The organism is Paenibacillus sp. 8b26 (assembly GCF_050626875.1).
Lineage (GTDB): Bacteria > Bacillota > Bacilli > Paenibacillales > Paenibacillaceae > Paenibacillus.
The window spans coordinates 83,035-101,035 of record NZ_CP192445.1 but is presented as its reverse complement, the minus strand read 5'-3'; the positions used below and the strand labels follow the sequence as shown (position 1 = coordinate 101,035).

At 48.2% G+C, this 18,001-nt stretch carries 6 protein-coding genes and 1 pseudogene (1 of these 7 cut by a window edge); all 7 read right to left on the bottom strand.

Annotation, left to right across the window (positions count from 1 at the left end; genetic code table 11):
* Positions 1 to 77: 77 nt before the first annotated feature.
* On the bottom strand, positions 78 to 704 hold the full coding sequence (locus ACQ4MX_RS00370; protein ID WP_431088707.1) for an HXXEE domain-containing protein: 627 nt from the start codon (positions 702 to 704) through the stop codon (positions 78 to 80).
* Positions 705 to 749: 45 nt separating this feature from the next.
* Positions 750 to 1,337 carry a TetR/AcrR family transcriptional regulator gene (locus ACQ4MX_RS00365; RefSeq protein WP_431088705.1) on the bottom strand — a complete coding sequence of 196 codons (588 nt, stop codon included), beginning with the start codon at positions 1,335 to 1,337 and terminating at the stop codon, positions 750 to 752.
* A gap of 224 nt (positions 1,338 to 1,561) precedes the next feature.
* Positions 1,562 to 2,794: an aminopeptidase gene (locus ACQ4MX_RS00360; protein WP_431088704.1), complete on the bottom strand. Its 1,233-nt coding sequence runs from the start codon at positions 2,792 to 2,794 to the stop codon at positions 1,562 to 1,564.
* Positions 2,795 to 2,841: 47 nt separating this feature from the next.
* Positions 2,842 to 4,431, bottom strand: a complete 1,590-nt coding sequence (locus tag ACQ4MX_RS00355) for an acyl-CoA synthetase (RefSeq protein ID WP_431088702.1) — start codon at positions 4,429 to 4,431, stop codon at positions 2,842 to 2,844.
* A 177-nt stretch (positions 4,432 to 4,608) separates the two neighbouring features.
* Positions 4,609 to 5,665 (bottom strand): annotated as a pseudogene (locus ACQ4MX_RS00350) (hypothetical protein).
* A 196-nt stretch (positions 5,666 to 5,861) separates the two neighbouring features.
* Positions 5,862 to 7,127, bottom strand: coding sequence for an MFS transporter (locus ACQ4MX_RS00345; protein WP_431088701.1), 1,266 nt, complete (start codon positions 7,125 to 7,127; stop codon positions 5,862 to 5,864).
* A 12-nt stretch (positions 7,128 to 7,139) separates the two neighbouring features.
* On the bottom strand, positions 7,140 to 18,001 hold the 3' portion of the coding sequence (locus ACQ4MX_RS00340) for a non-ribosomal peptide synthase/polyketide synthase (protein ID WP_431088699.1). It continues 9,310 nt past the right edge of the window; only the last 10,862 of its 20,172 coding nucleotides appear in the window; the start codon falls outside the window, past its right edge — the gene reads right to left on this strand; its stop codon occupies positions 7,140 to 7,142.

Here is an 18,001-nt window from a genome sequence, read left to right as displayed (position 1 = left end):
AGCTGAACCACATTTCCAGAATACCTCTACTTGTTTCCAACTTGTAAACAAGGGCATTGAAGATCATCCAACATACACTATTTACGATGGTACGATCCTAATTGTTGTTGAGAAAAAGGATAGGGAGAATTGCTGTTTTTCAACCACATATTCCCTTTTATGATGAAGATATATACAGCAAAGGCAAAGTAGATTGTCCCCCAGATCCAGTCTGTTAGGGTCGGTGCATTGTACTTGACAATATCGTGAATGTACCAGATTCCGACCGGAACATGGAGGAAGACTGCCGTAAACAAGCCCGGATTATATAAGGTTTTTGCTTTTATATTCACAACAATGCCATGCCAGACTACCTGGAAGAAGCCCATAAAAACAGGTGCGAGTCCAAGCCATATCACGCGTGGAAATAATATCGGGAGTAAATAAAACACATAGGCAATCACCACATTAATAATCATGGCTGATTGGGTGTTTAAGGGGTAGCGATCCGGGGTTTCACTTTTAAACATGACGTTGTTAAATAGACCAGCAAAATATCCAGGCCAGCGATACTCCTCAAATTGATGAAAAAGGATGGCTACAAAGCTTAACCATAAAATTCCCGTTATATCCGAAAAGATGGCCCTGTTCATAAGTAAACCAATACATACGATCACACCAATAATAGCCCCTGCGTCCTGCCAGTATTTTCTCAGAAAATTCATAGTATTCACTCCAGTCATTTATTATTTCAGTATTTTGCAAAATCCTCATTTATCAAAATATCTTTCAAATAACAGATTTAATTGTTCCTCGATTGAAGGCATTTCCACAGCCGCTCCGGATTCAAGAATCGGGCTCATCAAAGCGGGAAGAAAAATAGCCCCAAATATTTGCAGCATCATCGCTAGCAATCGTTCTGGCTGTTGCTCACCTGTCAGCTCCTTGATCGTACTTTGCACTTTGGGGAATCCCATTATGTTTAAAAACCTTCCGTATTCCTGTTGGGATGTGAAGGACATGCTGCCCATGACAATGACTCGTGAGAGAAGCTCCGGGTATTGCCGAATGACTTGTAAATAATCAAACAAAAATTGTTTCAGTCGATCTTGGGGTGGGATCGCTGTATCGTCCAAAATAGAAAAAGTGTGCTGAAAGCCACTTAATATCACTTCAATGGCTTCACTGAGCAGATTTTCCTTAGAGCCAAAATAATAATTAACTAGAGAAATATTAGTGGTCGACAGGTCGGCAATTTTCCTGATTGTAACCGCCTCGAAACCTTCCTTTTTAATGAATTCAAGCGCAGCGTGTAATATTTTTTCTTTGGTTTGCTGTTTTTTGTCTACGTGATTCATACTTCTCCTCCTCTTACCTGGTCCAATCAGAGCGGATTGAATAGACCAGAATTCTATAAGTTAAACATAATTTAAAACGATGTTTAAATTTATGTTTGAACTTAGTTTAGCACTTTGTATTTCGTAATACAAGTGCAGTTTGATATTGATATTTAGGATATACAACAACCCGCAAACGAATAAGATCGCTTGCGGGTTGTTATAAATTGAGATTGAGAAAAGGATTAAATCGCCCAATTTCCTTTGCGGAACACAGCCTCTGTACTTCCGTCCTGCAGCTCGCCGTCAATATCCAGCTCAGCGGAGCCGATCATAAAGTCAACATGGGTCAGGCTGACATTGGCACCGTTCTGGAGCAGCTCTTCCCGGTTCATTTGTGTTCCTTTTTCGAGGTTAAAAGGATACGCACTGCCGAGCGCCAAGTGACAGGAGGCATTTTCATCAATCCCTGTATTGTAAAAGATGCGATTGAGATTGGAAATCGGTGAATCGTGTGGCACCAGCGCGACTTCACCCAAATAGCGGGCCCCTTCATCCGTAGCGAGCAAATGAGTCAGATGCTGCTCGCCGGATTCTGCTGTATATTCAGTGACTTTACCGTCCTTAAAGGTAAACGTTATGCGATCCACCAGTTGCCCATTCAAATTGAGTGGCATGGTACTTGTGACATGACCATTCACACCTGTACGCTTAGGCATTGTGAACACTTCTTCTGTCGGCATATTTGCCACGGTATAAATTCCTTGGGCGTTTTCACCGCCGCCGCCGCGCCAAATGTGTCTTTCGGCCAATTCGATTCTCAAATCTGTTCCGGGTGCGCGATAGTGTAGACTTTTATAGTTTTTATGATTCAGCTTATTTTGTAGCTGTTCGAGATTATTTAGATGGCCCTGCCAATTCTGAATAGGATCAGAGCCGTCTACACGATTCATTTGGAAGATTGTATCCCACATGACTCGAATGCGGTCCTTCTCTGCTACATCGGCAAATACTTTATCGGCCCAAGCCTTCGTCGGTGCTTTAATCAAACACCAGCTAATCTTAGCATTCCGCGTATAGTGAGCATAGCCTTCTCTCGCCGTAGCCGCCGCCTTTGTCGCACGAGAAACGTGTTGCGGATCAATACCTTGATATAAATCCGGATTCGGTACCTTAATCGTTAGCGTGGCTCCACCCTCTTCGGCGAATTTCTCCATCATTTCTGCCTTCCAAGCTGGATAGTAATCAAAACTGGCTTCGTCACCATGTTCAAAACGACTGCGCGTAATAGAATCGTCCTCAAACTCTACTTGCACGTATTTGGCGCCTGCTTCATAGGCTTTGCTGACAATCAGGCGTGTGAATTCAACGGTTTCCAGTGGTGCCGTTACCAACAACGCCTGTCCGGGCTGAATGTTGACCCCTACTCTTACGACAAGCTCTGCATATTGCTCCAACAATGATTCAAATGTACTCATTTTTTCACGCTCCTGTTCCGTTTTGATTATGTTGAATGATTTCATCACTACAGTGCGGATTGCTTCTCCAGTTCACGCAGCTCCACTCTTCGTATTTTACCCGAGCTGGTTTTAGGAAGCTCTTGAATAAACTCTATTTTTCGTGGATATTTGTAAGGCGCTGTCGATGCTTTCACATGATGTTGCAGTTCCTTCACCAACTCCGATGATCCTTCTACTCCGGCTTTGAGTACAACGTAGGCTTTTACAATATGTCCCCGTATTTCGTCAGGACTGGCTACGGCAGCACACTCCTGTACAGAGTCATGCTTCATGAGCGCTTCTTCCACTTCAAAGGGACCGATGGTATAACCGGAGCTGATAATGATATCGTCACCGCGTCCTTCAAACCAGAAATATCCATCCTTGTCCTTGCGCGCCCGGTCTCCTGTAACAAAATAGTCTCCATGAACACTGACTGCTTTGCGCTCTGGATCAAGGTAATACGTATGGAATAATGCCGGCAGATCAGCACGAACTGCAATATCGCCCACTTGGCCCGGAGCCAGTGGAACACCGTCCTCGTCTACGATCTCAACCAGTCCCGGTGCAATAGATTTCCCCATCGAACCAGTGCGTAGAGGCGCATCCTTCAAATTACCGATAATCAAAGTGCTTTCTGTCTGGCCGTAACCGTCACGAATCGTAATGTTAAACTGCTCCTGAAACTTGTTAATGACCTCCTGATTAAGTGGCTCTCCCGCAGAAACTGCGCTGCGCAGTTGGGACAGATCATATTGATCCAACCCATCCGTCTTCGCCATAATCCGGTATTCCGTTGGGGTACAGCATAACACTTGAATCCGGTATTGCTGTAAGAACTGCAAATAGCGACCCGGACGAAAAGAACCATTATATACGAATCCGGTCGCTCCATTTCCCAATACGGATAGAAACGGGCTCCAAATCCATTTTTGCCATCCTGGCGCAGCTGTAGCCCATACCGTATCCGAGGCCTGTATATCCAGCCAAGGGGATGTAATCCGAAGATGGGCAAATCCCCAGCCGTGGCTATGTACGACACCTTTAGGATTTCCCGTGGTACCGGAGGTATAGGCCAGAATTGCCATGTCATCCCGGTGCGTTTTCACGGCTTCAAAGGTATCTTCCTGTCCAACCATCAGCTCATTCAGCTCCAGCCAGCCGGGTTCAGCTACGGTGTCGTCGCTGGAAACCGAGATACGGTAATCCAGAGAAGGCAAATCCCCGTCTACTTTGTCCACTTCACCTGTTACTCCGGTCCAGGCAATCACCCCGCGCGCTTCCGAATGGCGAAGTCGATAGGCAATATCCTTGGCCCGCAGCATTTCGGAAGAAGGAATAACGGCAAGTCCCAGCTTTAAGCATGCTAGGTAAATCACATACGCAATAATGCGACGTGGTACTACGACCAGAACCCTGTCTCCTTTGTTAAATCCCAGTCCTGCGAGTCCTCCAGCCAGTCGATTAGCTTTTTTCAGCAGCTCCCCATAGGTGATTTCCTCGTAGTCTCCTGTTTCGCTTAACCACTTGAGTGCTGTTTTGCTAGCGTCATGGTGCTCCATTTCCGAAGTCATATTGTAATATTCAGGCGCAAGCCATTGCTGTTGATTTGTCAAATTGTACATTCCCCTTTATACATAAGATGAGAGCCACGATCTAATCTTATTATAACACGTCTTAGTACCAGGTTCTAATACCAGACTCATTTTTTTGAAAAAATAAAGTCCGTAGAAGCGAACGTCAAAAAGAAAGAGCCAGGTTTCAGACTCTTTCTCTCTGCAGCTATAAAGCTTTTAAAACTGGAGTTCCACTTCCGAAGATGCAGCTTCCTGTCCGTTCACAAGCAGTGTAATACGGTGTTCGCGTACCTGTAAGACGGGTTCCTCCGGGAACGGTTTTGTCGGAAAGCAGAAATAATTTACGCGAGACTTGTCCTCTTGCCTTCACAAAGTCGATGCCGTATTCGATGCGGACTCGCACCGGGTCACCTTCCCGAAGTTGCAACCCATAGCTCAGCTCACAGCTATCCCCGAGATTTAACACGGCCGGATCGGCAGTAAAAGACGCTTCCGTGACTAACGGTGATCCGTTCGTTTCTTCGGCATAACCAAACAGCGCCATCACCTCGGGGCTGGACTTGCGAATCAGGGTCCGGCAGCCGTGGCGTACAATCCAGTCGGTGTCGGGATGCGTACCTTTCCATCGTTGAGCTGTTGCAATGACTGCTTCGGGATGGTCCTTGGCGATGTCGTTCAGGTTGTTGGCTACACTTTTACGTACATACAGCGAGGGATCGGCTTTCAACAGTTCCAGCACGGCCAATACTGGAGCTGGATCGCGCTTAAATATGGGCAACGCTTGCCCCCACGGCAGGCGTGGACGACAGCCTTCGCTGGCAAGACGGCGGACATGCTCGCTTGGATGCCCCGCCCAGACCGTCATCTGGCGCATCATCCGTTCCGGTTCGCGCAGCAGGAAGGGTCTGACGGCAAACTCCGCAGATGACTTCTGTGTGAAACGCTCCAGCGCTTCCATGGAAAGCGTCCAATGCTCCTCCCCCTGCCCATACACCTCCACAAAATCCGGAAAGAATAAGTACGGGAAACCGCTGCAATGCTCGTCTATAGCAAAAAGGACAGCCAAGGCTTCTTCATAACGACTGGGCAAGAACGTCCCCAATGTTAGTGAAATCCGCCGCATCCGGGCTTTTAGCTCCAGTTCATTCCACGATTCGTCCATGACTTGATGGATAAATCCCTGGGTATCAAACGAGCTATAAGCAGTTTGTACTCTTTCACCGAAAAGGCGAAGAAAATCCTCTGTGTATATATTTTTTAAAGGCTCAGCCATCTTGTATCTCCTTTTGTATCCGAATGTAAACGATAGATTCATACCTTCGTCTATGATAACCATAAACGACGCTCCAACACCAGCACCAAAATGATCTGCCTCGACGTGACGAAGCCAGATATACTAAAAATGCCAGGCCCTGTGATGAGGACCTGACATTTTGCATGCATGGCTTATGAATTGCGGGGATCAAGCTTTAGCTTATGTCCTCAGTAACGGGGGAAGGGGCTACTCTTCCAATCTCCTCTGAAGGAATCTCAAACTGGCGAATATCCTTGACCAGAAACATGATCAAGCCGCACAATGCTGTAATCAGTCCGCTGAAAAACAGCACCTCGCTCAGAGCAAAACGTAAAGCTAACGCACCACCAACCAAGGCTCCTAGTGGCAGAGCTGCGCTCGACAGGGTGTTTAGAAAGGATGACACCCGTCCCATTAACGGCAGCGGGGTAATAATTTGAATCAAGGACGTTTGCAGTACATTGATGATGCCTGTAAATATACCTAGTAACAGGACGGCCACCAGCTTCATCCACATCTCCGGCACAATGGAAAACACGTAGATCGCCAGCCCCATGGCTACCCAGGAGACCGCAATGGTAATGCCGCTCTTTTTCAATACACTGACCAGAAAGGAACCGACAAAAATACCGATAAAATAGGCTACATACAGTAAGCTGTAATAGATCGGTGAACCATAGGATACCGCAATGGAAGGCATGGCAATCACCAAGATCGCCATCGAAAAGTTCGTCAGAGCAAAGAATGGGAGCATAATTCTCAGGAAGGTGTGCCGTTTTACAAAAAGATATCCTTCTTTCAGCTCCCTCAGATAGTATCCCAGCTTCAGTGAACCTTTACCGTTCGTGTCCTCCATCGCAGGAGCGTCGGTCTGCTTGCTGAGCCTGATATACACAAAGCCTGCCAGAAACAGCATTGCGCTGGCTAGAAAAAATGTGTTTTTCATCCCCATGGCGATAATGAGCGAGGCTCCAGCCAGATATCCGGCGATGTTAACCACCTGATCCGTTGACGAAATCATGGAATTTGCCCGGACAATCAAATCCGGCGATCCTACCAGTTGCGGCAGCATTTTACTATTGGCCGGATAAAACAGTGTAGAGAAGCAAGATGCAATAAAAACAATAACAAGAATAGCGACCAGATTAACCATCCCGTCCTGAATGAGAAACGGGACAGTCAAAATGAGTACAGCCTGCGTAAACAAGGCGATACTGGCCAACAAAGGCGGTGAATAGCGATCCACCAAAGGACCCACGAGAAAGCTGAAAATCGACGCCGCAGATACGGCCGTATACGTGAAGCTAGTCATCGCCACCGACTGTGTCGATTGCTGTACAAAATACAGCAGGACGATAGAATAAATGCTGTCCGCGATGTTGGCAGAAGTACGGGAAGCAAAGAAACGGATAAAACGACGATCCTTAAACAATTGCTTCACATCTTCATCTCCTTACTGCGAAATGGTCAAAGTAGTTATGAGCCTATCATTAGCAGCTTGGAAGATTTGATGAATTTTCTCGTGATCCTCTTCAAAGGGAAGGGATAGAGAAATCTGCAATACACTTTCTGTGTATACAGACTCAAAGAAAATCGCTTTTCCTCCGTTTGCCTGTTCCTTCTTCCTGTCCAAAGCACCGATTTCATTTAAGCCTCCCTGCATTTCACCCAAGTAGTTAAACACGATTGGCAGTTGTTCAAGTCCCTTTTTTAGAATGTTGCTTGATTGCGGGTAAGCTGATTTCATTTCTTCGTTAAAGATCAGATTGAAGAAATTTAAATGATGATGTGTGGCAGTATCCAAGAGTTTCTGGATATCATTTTCGTAGGATATTCTCTCCTCCTTCAGGAGTAAGACGGGAATGTGGTCAATATATTCTCCCACCGATCCAAAGTAGTTCCGATCCCCATACTGTCGTCCATACTGTGTCAACCATAATGGAACTTCGGACTGTTCAAAATAGCTGCTCAAGAACTGGAATGCCATTTGCAACGAAATATCCCATAGGTTCACAGCCTCCTCCTGCGTTGGAATATTATGCAGGTTTAGATTCCAATGATATGAAGTAGGTGCTGCATAATTACACCCCAGCATCCGTTCATGGATACGACTATTATGATCCTCAAATGCCGGGAGCTTAAATTGCTCCACAATCTGCGGATCGCTGAGTCCTTGAGGACCTTGGCGGATATGATCGACATATTCGTGATAATGGAATGTTTTAACTGTCTGACTTTGCTGTATATGATCGTATTCCTCCAGAAGCTGATTATGCAAAACTACACCACTCGTCGCATCAAAGATGATATGTGAGCATGGCAGTAGCAGTAAATGTTCCCGCAAATTCAAGCGAACCAGCATCATCCGGTATTGCAGAGCGTGTTTCTGCTCATATGGTTCAAAATAAAGATTCGACATGAGGGATGAAAGAAGCTGCTGTTGGGTCTGTACCGGATAGATCGAAAGATCCACACAAGGCAATGAAATATGCTCCGGTGTTGGCCGTACTTCCCATTCCCAGACTCCATCCGCGTGTACAAGCACACTTCTCAGTAATTCATGGCGATGAATTAACTGCCGAATCGCTGTATTCAGACGCCCCATATCCACGTATTGGTCCAACCGAACCACGGTGCCCGAGGAAGCCGGGTGCATCAAATGGTAATGCTGAGCAGGGGCCAGCGGGAAACGATAGATAGCCTCTGAGCTGAGTAGATGCTCATGCCAGCTAGCATTCATTTCAGCGATTTTTAAAATCCATTCTTCAGTCTGACGTTGGTGACTGTTTTCCTGTTCCTCGTCTGTTTGCTCCAGCTCTGTGTGCCCTGTTCTGACCCTTAGGCTGGCGTCTTCCTCACCCATCGGAACGATATAATGAGGATGGAGGTCGGAATGAACATGAGACGAGATTCCGGCGGTCATCTCGTCCACCTGATCTGCCCGGAAGGGATGCACATGCAGAAACAAGTAGTCGCGTTCATCGTTAGGTACGAATTGAAGCATGGCCTGTACGCCAAAGGTTTCGCTAATCCATTGTTCAGCTTCCGTTACATCTGTAAGCAATGAAGTATCTTGCTTGGTGACAACTTTATCAAGGGATAACAGATCGGACAAGCTTCGAATGGTTTGATGTTGCAACACTTGGTGTATGCCGAGTGGAATACCTGATTCCTGTGCTTTGGAAACGAGCTGAATGGCCTTTAAAGAATGACCTCCAAGCTCAAAGAAGTTCTCGTCGATACTTACCTTTTCTACCCCAAGCACCGCCCGCCAGAGATTCGCCAATTGTTGTTCCACTTCATTTCTTGGAGCCACGTAAGCTATATCCGGGCTACTTGCCAATTCCGGCAGTGGCAGTGCCGTGCGGTCAATTTTACCGTTTGGTGTTAGTGGCATGGATTCCAGCTGCACAAAGTACGAAGGCACCATATAGTTAGGCAGCTTTTCACCCAGTAAGCTGCGTAACTCACTTGTACTCACTTCGCGCTCTGCCACATAGTACGCCACCAGTTGGTTTTGACCCTGCTCATCCTCATGGGATAGTACAATTACCTCTTGCACAGCCTCCACCTTCAGCAGGTTTGCCTCCACCTCGCCCAGTTCAATCCGGTACCCCCGGATTTTCACCTGATGGTCGATCCGGCCTAAGTGCTCAATGTTGCCGTCTGGCATCCATCTCGCCAAGTCCCCTGTGCGATACATCCGTTCATATCCTGCTTCTCCGTCCGTAAACGGATTAGGTATAAATTTCTCATCCGTGAGCTCCGGACGATGCAGATATCCACGTGCCAGCCCTTCCCCCGATACACACAATTCTCCAGCTACGCCCACAGGTGCCAGATGTCCATGCGCATCCACGATATATACCCGGTGATTCGGTACGGGACGTCCGATAGAAATCCGTTCATCCGCATTCGCATCCTCAGACACCGGCCAGATCGTTGTGACAATTGAGTTTTCCGTTGGGCCGTATCCGTTATAATACGGAACCTGATCTTTCCATTGCTGTACAAGCTCTAATGAGGAGGCCGATCCGGCTGTAAACAGGATACGCAGACTCGACATCCGCTTCGGTTCCAGATACACCGCATACGTCGGTGGCAGCATGACTACGGTAATTTGGTGCTCTGCGGTATATTGTTCAAACCGCTCATAGTTTAAAATCGTCTCCATGGTCGGTACGTACAGTGTGGCTCCGCAGAACAGCGTTTGGAACACTTCCCAGCAAGCGGCATCAAAGGAATAGCTGGCAAACATCAGGACATGATCCGACAAGCTCATGTGTAGGGTTTCATCAAAATAGGTTTTCAGATTGCATGGCCCGTGATGCTCGATCATAACGCCCTTCGGCTGGCCCGTCGTTCCTGAGGTATAAATCACATACGCCAGATCGTTCGGGCCAGACACTGGCTCCAGATTCGCCCCCTCTTCGTGATAGATCCCCTGTTCCCCATCCAGCACCAGTATCTTGCCGTCGAAGGCCACTTTTTCCACCAGATGGCTTTGTGTTAATAAGAGAGCTGTTCCCGAGTCGTCCAGCATGTAACGGATACGGTCCTCTGGATACGTTGGATCTAGAGGAACATACGCGCCTCCCGCTTTCATAATCCCGAGCATCCCCACGATCATATCCACCGAACGCTCCGTCATAATCCCCACCAAGCTGTCTGTTGTTACGCCGTGACTCCGCAAGGTACGAGCCAGTCGGTTTGCACGTTCATTCAGCTCGCGGTAGGTCAACTGTGCTCCTTCGAAGAACAATGCTGCCTGCTCCGGTGTCTGCGCCGCTTGCGCCTCGAACAAGCCGTGAATCGTCTGCTCGCTTGGATAGTCCGCTGCCGTATCTCCCCATACGCGCAGGATTTGCTCCCGTTCTGGCTCACTCAATACATCCAGCTCACGTACCGAAATATCCGGGTTAGCTACCACCTGTTTCAACAGTTCCATCAGATGACCCTGAATTTGCTCCACACTTTCGCGTTCAAATGCCAGCGCATTGTAGACAAAGCTCATGTGGATCGTGTTCCCCGGCAGGACCACCAGGTTAAAGTCATAGTTCGTCTGCTCGACGGACTCCACTCCCGTAATGCGGAAGCTGGATGCTTCCCCCTCACCCAACTGCTCGATTTGTTCCTCCATCGGGTAATTTTCAAAAATAAGAATATGATTAATCAAATCCTGCTTCAGCTCCGACAGCCCCTGAATTTCATATAGCGGGTACGTATCATAGGCTTGGGAAGCGATGGATTGCTCCTGATTCTGCTTCATCACGTCCGAGAACAGACTGTCCTTATGACTGTGAATGCGTACAGGAATCGTGTTAATAAACAGACCGATGATATGCTCCACACTTGGAATCTCCGCCGGACGTCCGGATACGACGCTGCCGAACACCACATCATTCGTACCGTTATATTTTTGAAGCAACATGCCCCACACCGTCTGCATCAGCGTATTCATCGTCACCTGATAACGCTTGGCGATTTGCTGAATTCCAGCCGTTAGACCCGCGCCCAAATCAAAGTCCAGGCGCTTCGTCTGATAACCTGTTTTGCTCTGGATTTTGGCCTGTGGCAAACGAGACTGCTCCTCATATCCATCCAGATACCTGCTCCAATAGTTTGAAGCAGCCTGACGATCCTGTTGCTCCAGCCACTCAATATATTGGCTATATGGCGTTACAGGTCCCAGTTCCGGCTGTTTATGGGCGAGAATCGCAAAGTAACTCGCAAATACCTCATTCGTCACCAGCGACAAGCACCAGCCATCCATTAAAATATGGTGAAAGCTCCATACAAAACGATATGTTTTCTCAGCCGTACGCAAAATCGCGACACGCATCAAAGTATCCTCCGCTAGATCAAAGCCTCTCTGCTTGTCTTTGCGCGTATATTCGAGGATATAATCGTTCCGCTCTTCTTCCTCCATATCTCGCAAATCCTCTATATACAACTCACTGCGTTTATTCCGGTACACAACCTGCAGGGGCTCGTCCTTCCAGCCGCTATAAAAATTTGTCCGTAGTACAGAATGCCGCTGTACCAGCAGTTCCAGACTCGCTGTAAACGCAGCCAGATTTAAACATCCTTTCAGGTCAAAGGAGGACTGCTCAAAATAAGCACCCGATTGAGAATCCATCAAATTGTAAAACAACATCCCCTTCTGCATCGGTGTTAGTGCATATATATTCTCTACTTCTCCAACCGACTGCGTTTGTTCCACAATGGCATCCAATTGCTCCACGGTGAGTTCCTTAAGCAGTACGTCGCTAGGTGTTAGCTCCGTCCGTTCTCGAGATATGCAATGCCTGATCACTTCCTGTAAATTCTTCTTTAACAGATGAACCAGATCCTCTATCGTATCCTTGCAGAATGCCTTGCTATTATATTTAATCTTAAGCTCCAACCTGCCACCTGTTACCATTCCCCCCACGTCTAAAGCAGATTTCAGCTCAATTCGGTCGCTGAAATCTCTTCCAGACGAATAGGGTGAAGTGTGAATATCGCTATTTTGGAGATCCTGATCAAACTCTCCCAGATAGTTAAAGTTCACCTGTGGTTCAGGATGGCCCCCTTTTTGACCTGTTTTACTCAGATACCTCCAAATACTGTATCCGATGCCTTTATGCGGTATTTGACGTAGACCCTCTTTGACCTGTTTGATACGTCTCGACACGTCGGATTTCTCTCCAATATTCAACAAAACCGGATATTGACTTGTAAACCAACCAACCGTACGAGAAATATCAATGTCTGGTATAATGCTCTCCCGTCCGTGCCCTTCCAGATTTATAAAGATACTCTCATGGCCCGTCCAGGCATACAGCGTCATACCAAGAGCAGTCAACAGCAAATCGTTCACTTCCGTGCTATATGCATGATGCGCTTGTTTCAACAGTTGAACGGTCTCTTCCTCTGTGAGTTGCATTGTTACGGTGTCCATGTCGCGAATCATAAATCTGCCATCATGCTTATAATCCTCAGGTAATATAGCCTGATCAGAACTGATTACTTTGTCTAATTGCTCCCAGTACGCGCGTTCGCTCTCCATTGCCGGGCTGATTGCATAAACAGCCAATTTTTCAGACCAGGCACGGAAGGAGTCCGTCTTATCAGGGAAATGAATTGCTTCTCCATTCACAGCTTGCGCATAAGCAGTCGCGAAATCTTCAAACAAGATACGCCACGATACCCCATCCACTACCAAATGATGAATCACGATCAGCAAATGGTCACCATCCGCACAACGGAACAAACCGACTTTCATTAGTGGCCCTTCATTTAAAGAAATACTGCTTTGAATCTCATTGGCTTTAGCTTCAATTGCTTGGTTCAGCTCCGATCCAATGGGTATATCGTCGAAGTCCAACATATCAAGATGATATAGCTCACCTTCTTGCGTCCCCCGATTCCACGCTTCATAGCTATGCTCCGTTTTGCGGAACACCGTTCGCAGAATATCATGATGTTCCACCAGTTTTGTCAGTGTCAGGCGCAGTGCCGACTCGTTAAATCTCTGGTCCTGGTGTAGCATAACAGCCTGATTAAAGTGATGTGCAGCCGTTTCATCCAAATCTGCAAACCAATGTTGAATCGGCGTAAGCAGCACATTGCCCTTAATCTCACCCTGCTCGGCAGTTCTGACACCCGCCACACTCAAGTACGGAGCCAATTCTGACACACTCGGATGCTTAAACAATGTCTTCATATCCAGCTTGTAGCCTGCCTGAAGCAGACGTGAAGATACTTGAATCGCCTTGATCGAATCGCCGCCCAAATCGAAGAAATTTTCTAGCAAGCCAATTGGCTTCTTACCCAGTACGGTTTGCCAGATAGAAGCCAGAACCTGCTCTGCATCCGTTTGTGGAGCAACATATTCACTTCTACCCTGAAAATTTGTTTCCAGTGCTGGCAGTACTTTGCGATCAATTTTACCGTTCGGTGTCAGCGGCATGTTCTCCAGTTGTACGAAGTACGCAGGCACCATGTAGTTTGGCAGTTTCTCACCCAGTAAGCTGCGTAGCTCACCTGCATTCACTTCTCGCTCTGCCACATAGTAGGCGACCAGTTGGTTTTGCCCCTGCTCATCTGCACGTGCCAGCACGATGACCTCCTGCACATCTTCCACTTTCAAAATTTGCGCCTCGACCTCACCCAACTCAATCCGGTACCCCCGGATTTTAACCTGATGGTCGATCCGGCCCAGATATTCGATGTTGCCATCCGGCATCCATCTCGCCAAGTCACCTGTCCGGTACATGCGTTCATAGCCCGCTTCTCCATTCGCAAACGGATTCGGTACGAATTTCTCCTCCGTCAGCTCTGGACGATCCAGATAGCCGCGTGCCAGACCCGGCCCGGATACGCATAACTCACCCGCTACGCCCACTGGTGCCAGATGACCATGTGCATCCACCATGTACACCCGATGGTTTGGCACAGGACGTCCGATGGAAATCAATTGTCCTGCTCTCGCATCCTCAGACACCGGCCATATCGACGTAGCTACCGAGTTTTCGGTTGGGCCGTAGCCATTGTAGTACGCAACCTGATCCTTCCACTTGTACACCAGCTCTATCGACGATGCTGATCCGGCTGTGAACAGAATACGCAGGCTTGACATCCGTTCCGGCTCCAGATAGACCGCATAGGTCGGCGGCAAGGTTGCCACGGTAATGTGATGATCCGCCATATATTGCTTAAACCGCTCGTAGTTCAAAATCGTCTCTGACGTTGGCACGTATAACGTGGCTCCGCAGAACAGCGCCTGGAAGATTTCCCAGCAAGCCGCATCAAATGAATAGCTGGCAAACAACAGGATATGATCCGATATGCCAATATGCAGCGTCTGATCGAAATAGACTTTCAGGTTGCACAGTCCGTGATGCTCCAGCATAACGCCCTTCGGCTGGCCTGTGGTCCCTGATGTATAGATCACATAGGCCAAATCGTTCGGCCCGGATACAGGCTCCAGGTTTGAACCGTCCTCGTGATAGACCGCCTGCTCTCCATCCAAAACCAGCACCTTACCGTCAAAAGCTACGTTGCCCACCAGATGATTTTGCGTCAATAACAGCTCTGCCCCAGAGTCGTCCAGCATGTAGCGGATACGCTCTTCCGGATACGTCGGATCAATTGGCACATATGCTCCCCCGGCTTTCAAAATTCCGAAGATGCCTACGATCATATCCACCGAACGATCGGTTATGAGACCCACCAAACGATCGCTCGTCACTCCGTGACTACGCAGGGTACGGGCCAAACGGTTGGCGCGTTCGTTCAGCTCGCGGTAGCTCAGTTGCTCTCCCTCGCAGAACAATGCTGCCTGCTCCGGGGTCTGCGCCGCTTGCGCCTCGAACAAGCCGTGAATCGTCTGCTCGCTTGGATAGTCCGCTGCCGTATCTCCCCATACGCGCAGGATTTGCTCCCGTTCTGGCTCACTCAATACATCCAGCTCACGTACCGAAATATCCGGGTTAGCTACCACCTGTTTCAACAGTTCCATCAGATGACCCTGAATTTGCTCCACACTTTCGCGTTCAAATGCCAGCGCATTGTAGACAAAGCTCATGTGGATCGTGTTCCCCGGCAGGACCACCAGGTTAAAGTCATAGTTCGTCTGCTCGACGGACTCCACTCCCGTAATGCGGAAGCTGGATGCTTCCCCCTCACCCAACTGCTCGATTTGCTCCTCCATCGGGTAATTTTCAAAAATAAGGATATGGTTGATCAAATCCTGCTTCAGCTCCGACAGTCCCTGAATCTCATACAGCGGGTACGTATCATAGGCTTGGGAAGCGATGGATTGCTCCTGATTCTGCTTCATCACGTCCGAGAACAGACTGTCCTTATGACTGTGAATGCGTACAGGAATCGTGTTAATAAACAGACCGATGATATGCTCCACACTTGGAATCTCCGCCGGACGTCCGGATACGACGCTGCCGAACACCACATCATCCGTACCGTTATATTTTTGAAGCAACATGCCCCACACCGTCTGCATCAGCGTATTCATCGTCACCTGATAACGCTTGGCGATTTGCTGAATTCCAGCCGTTAGACCCGCGCCCAAATCAAAATCCAGACGCTCCGCCTGATAACCTGTTTTGCTCTGGATTTTAACCTGTGGCAAACGGGCCTGTTCTTCATACCCATCCAGGTATGCGGTCCAGTAACGAGAAGCCTTCTGACGTTCTTGATGCACTTTCAGTACATCCACTGTTTCTTCCACTGTAATCCATTCCAGCTCACTCAATGTGGTATCTGGGCTAGCCGCAATCACTTCAGCCAACCGTACAAAGTGGCGTGTGATCTGCTCAATTGTTTCCCGCTGGTACAGCGTGGTCGCATACTGCAATCCGAACTGTATTCCGGATTCTTCCTCTCTCGCTTCCAGCGTCAGGTCAAACTTCACTGGAGTTTGCTCTATATCGTATAGTCGGAAGCTCAGTTCTTTGAGCTTCAACTCGCTTTGCTCGGTGTTTTGCAGTACAAACATCGTATCGAAGATCGGATTCCGACTCATATCCCGCTTCACATTCAACTTGTCCACCAGGTTTTCAAATGGATAGTCCTGGTGCTCGTAGGCTTGTAAAGCCCGGATTTTCACATCTTCTAGAAAGCTGCGGAACGTCTGCTCTGCAGTCGGATAATTGCGTAGTGCCAGGGTTCCGACAAACATCCCAATGATGGGCTCAAGATCGGCATGTGGGCGTCCCGCAATTGGGGTGCCAACAATGATATCTTCCTGCCCTGTATATTGATATAGTAACGCTGTATAGGCCGCTAATAACACCATGTACAGCGTCGAACCTGTCTGTGCTGCCAGTTCTTTTAAGCGCTCGCTAACTTCACGCTCCAATCTGAATACAACCGTGTCGCCTGCTGTGCTCCGTACCGCCGGACGGGCAAAATCGGTTGGCAGGTTCAGCACAGGCAGATTGCCCCGGAAAGTATTGAGCCAATACGCTTCCTGACCTTCCATCCAATCCTGTTGCGCTTCACTTTGCTGCCATACGGCATAATCTTTGTATTGAATCCGTAGCGGTGGCAGCTCTTCATCGCTGTATAAGCGAGCAAATTCGCGAGTCAACACGCCCGTCGACACACCGTCCGAGATGATATGGTGCATATCGAGCATCAGCAAATACTGCGGCTCTTCTTCTATTCCCTGTACGCCCAAATCGATCAGGGCAACCCGCAGTAACGGAGCGGCTTGCAGATCAAATGGACGTACAAAGCTTTGGATCTTTTCTTGTACTTCCTTGCTCACAAGCTGCTCAGTCACCGATGCATACCGTTCCTGCACTACATCACGATGTAACACTTCCACATCGGTTTGTCGATCTGCTGCTGTATAAGCTACGACATGTCCCACCTGCACCTTCGCATACTCCAACTCGAACGATACGGTATCCTGAATCTGCTGCTTCGGCTCGTTATTTATCATTTCAAAGCGGGTACGGAGTGTTGAATGGCGTGAGATCAATTGACGGAATACTTCTTCCATCCGCTTCACATCCAGCGGGCCGCTTACCCGGAACATAGCAGGCATGTTGTAGTTTACATCGTCAGGGTCAAGCTGGTGCAATACGTACATCCGCTTTTGTGCAGAGGACAGCGGATAAAAAGTTCGTTCTTCCGTCACCGGAATCAATGCATACTTCATCTGTTCCAAACTTTCAATCACTACAGCCAGCTGTTCAATCGTTGGAGCTTCGAAAATACTGCGTAACGACAGGGATTTATTCAGTTCTTTGTGAATCTTTGAAGTCAAGGTAGTTGCCCGCAGTGAGTGTCCACCAATCTCGAAAAAGTTCTCTTTCACGCCGACTTGCTTCAGGCCCAATACATCCTGCCAAATTTGGGTCAGCTTCGATTCCATTGGCGTTCGCGGTGCGAAATAATCCGTTCTGCTTTGCAGATTATCTTCCAATGCTGGCAATGCTTTGCGGTCGATTTTGCCATTCGGTGTCAGCGGGAAACGATCCAGTTGTACGACATATGTCGGGATCATATAGCCCGGCAGTTTTGGCTGGAGTATGCTGCGCAGCTCCGGCAAATTCAGCGCCTCGGAAGCTACGACATACGCACACAAATCCTTGTCTCCGTTTTCGTTTTCCCAGGCGGTGACTATCGCTTTCTCGATGCCATTCACGGTCAGCAGTTGCGCTTCCACCTCGCCCAGTTCAATCCGGAAGCCCCGGATTTTGACCTGATAGTCCATCCGGCCAACAAAGTCCACATTGCCGTCCGGCATCCACCGCGCCAAATCGCCTGTGCGGTACAGTCGTTCACCCGGTACGTAGGGGT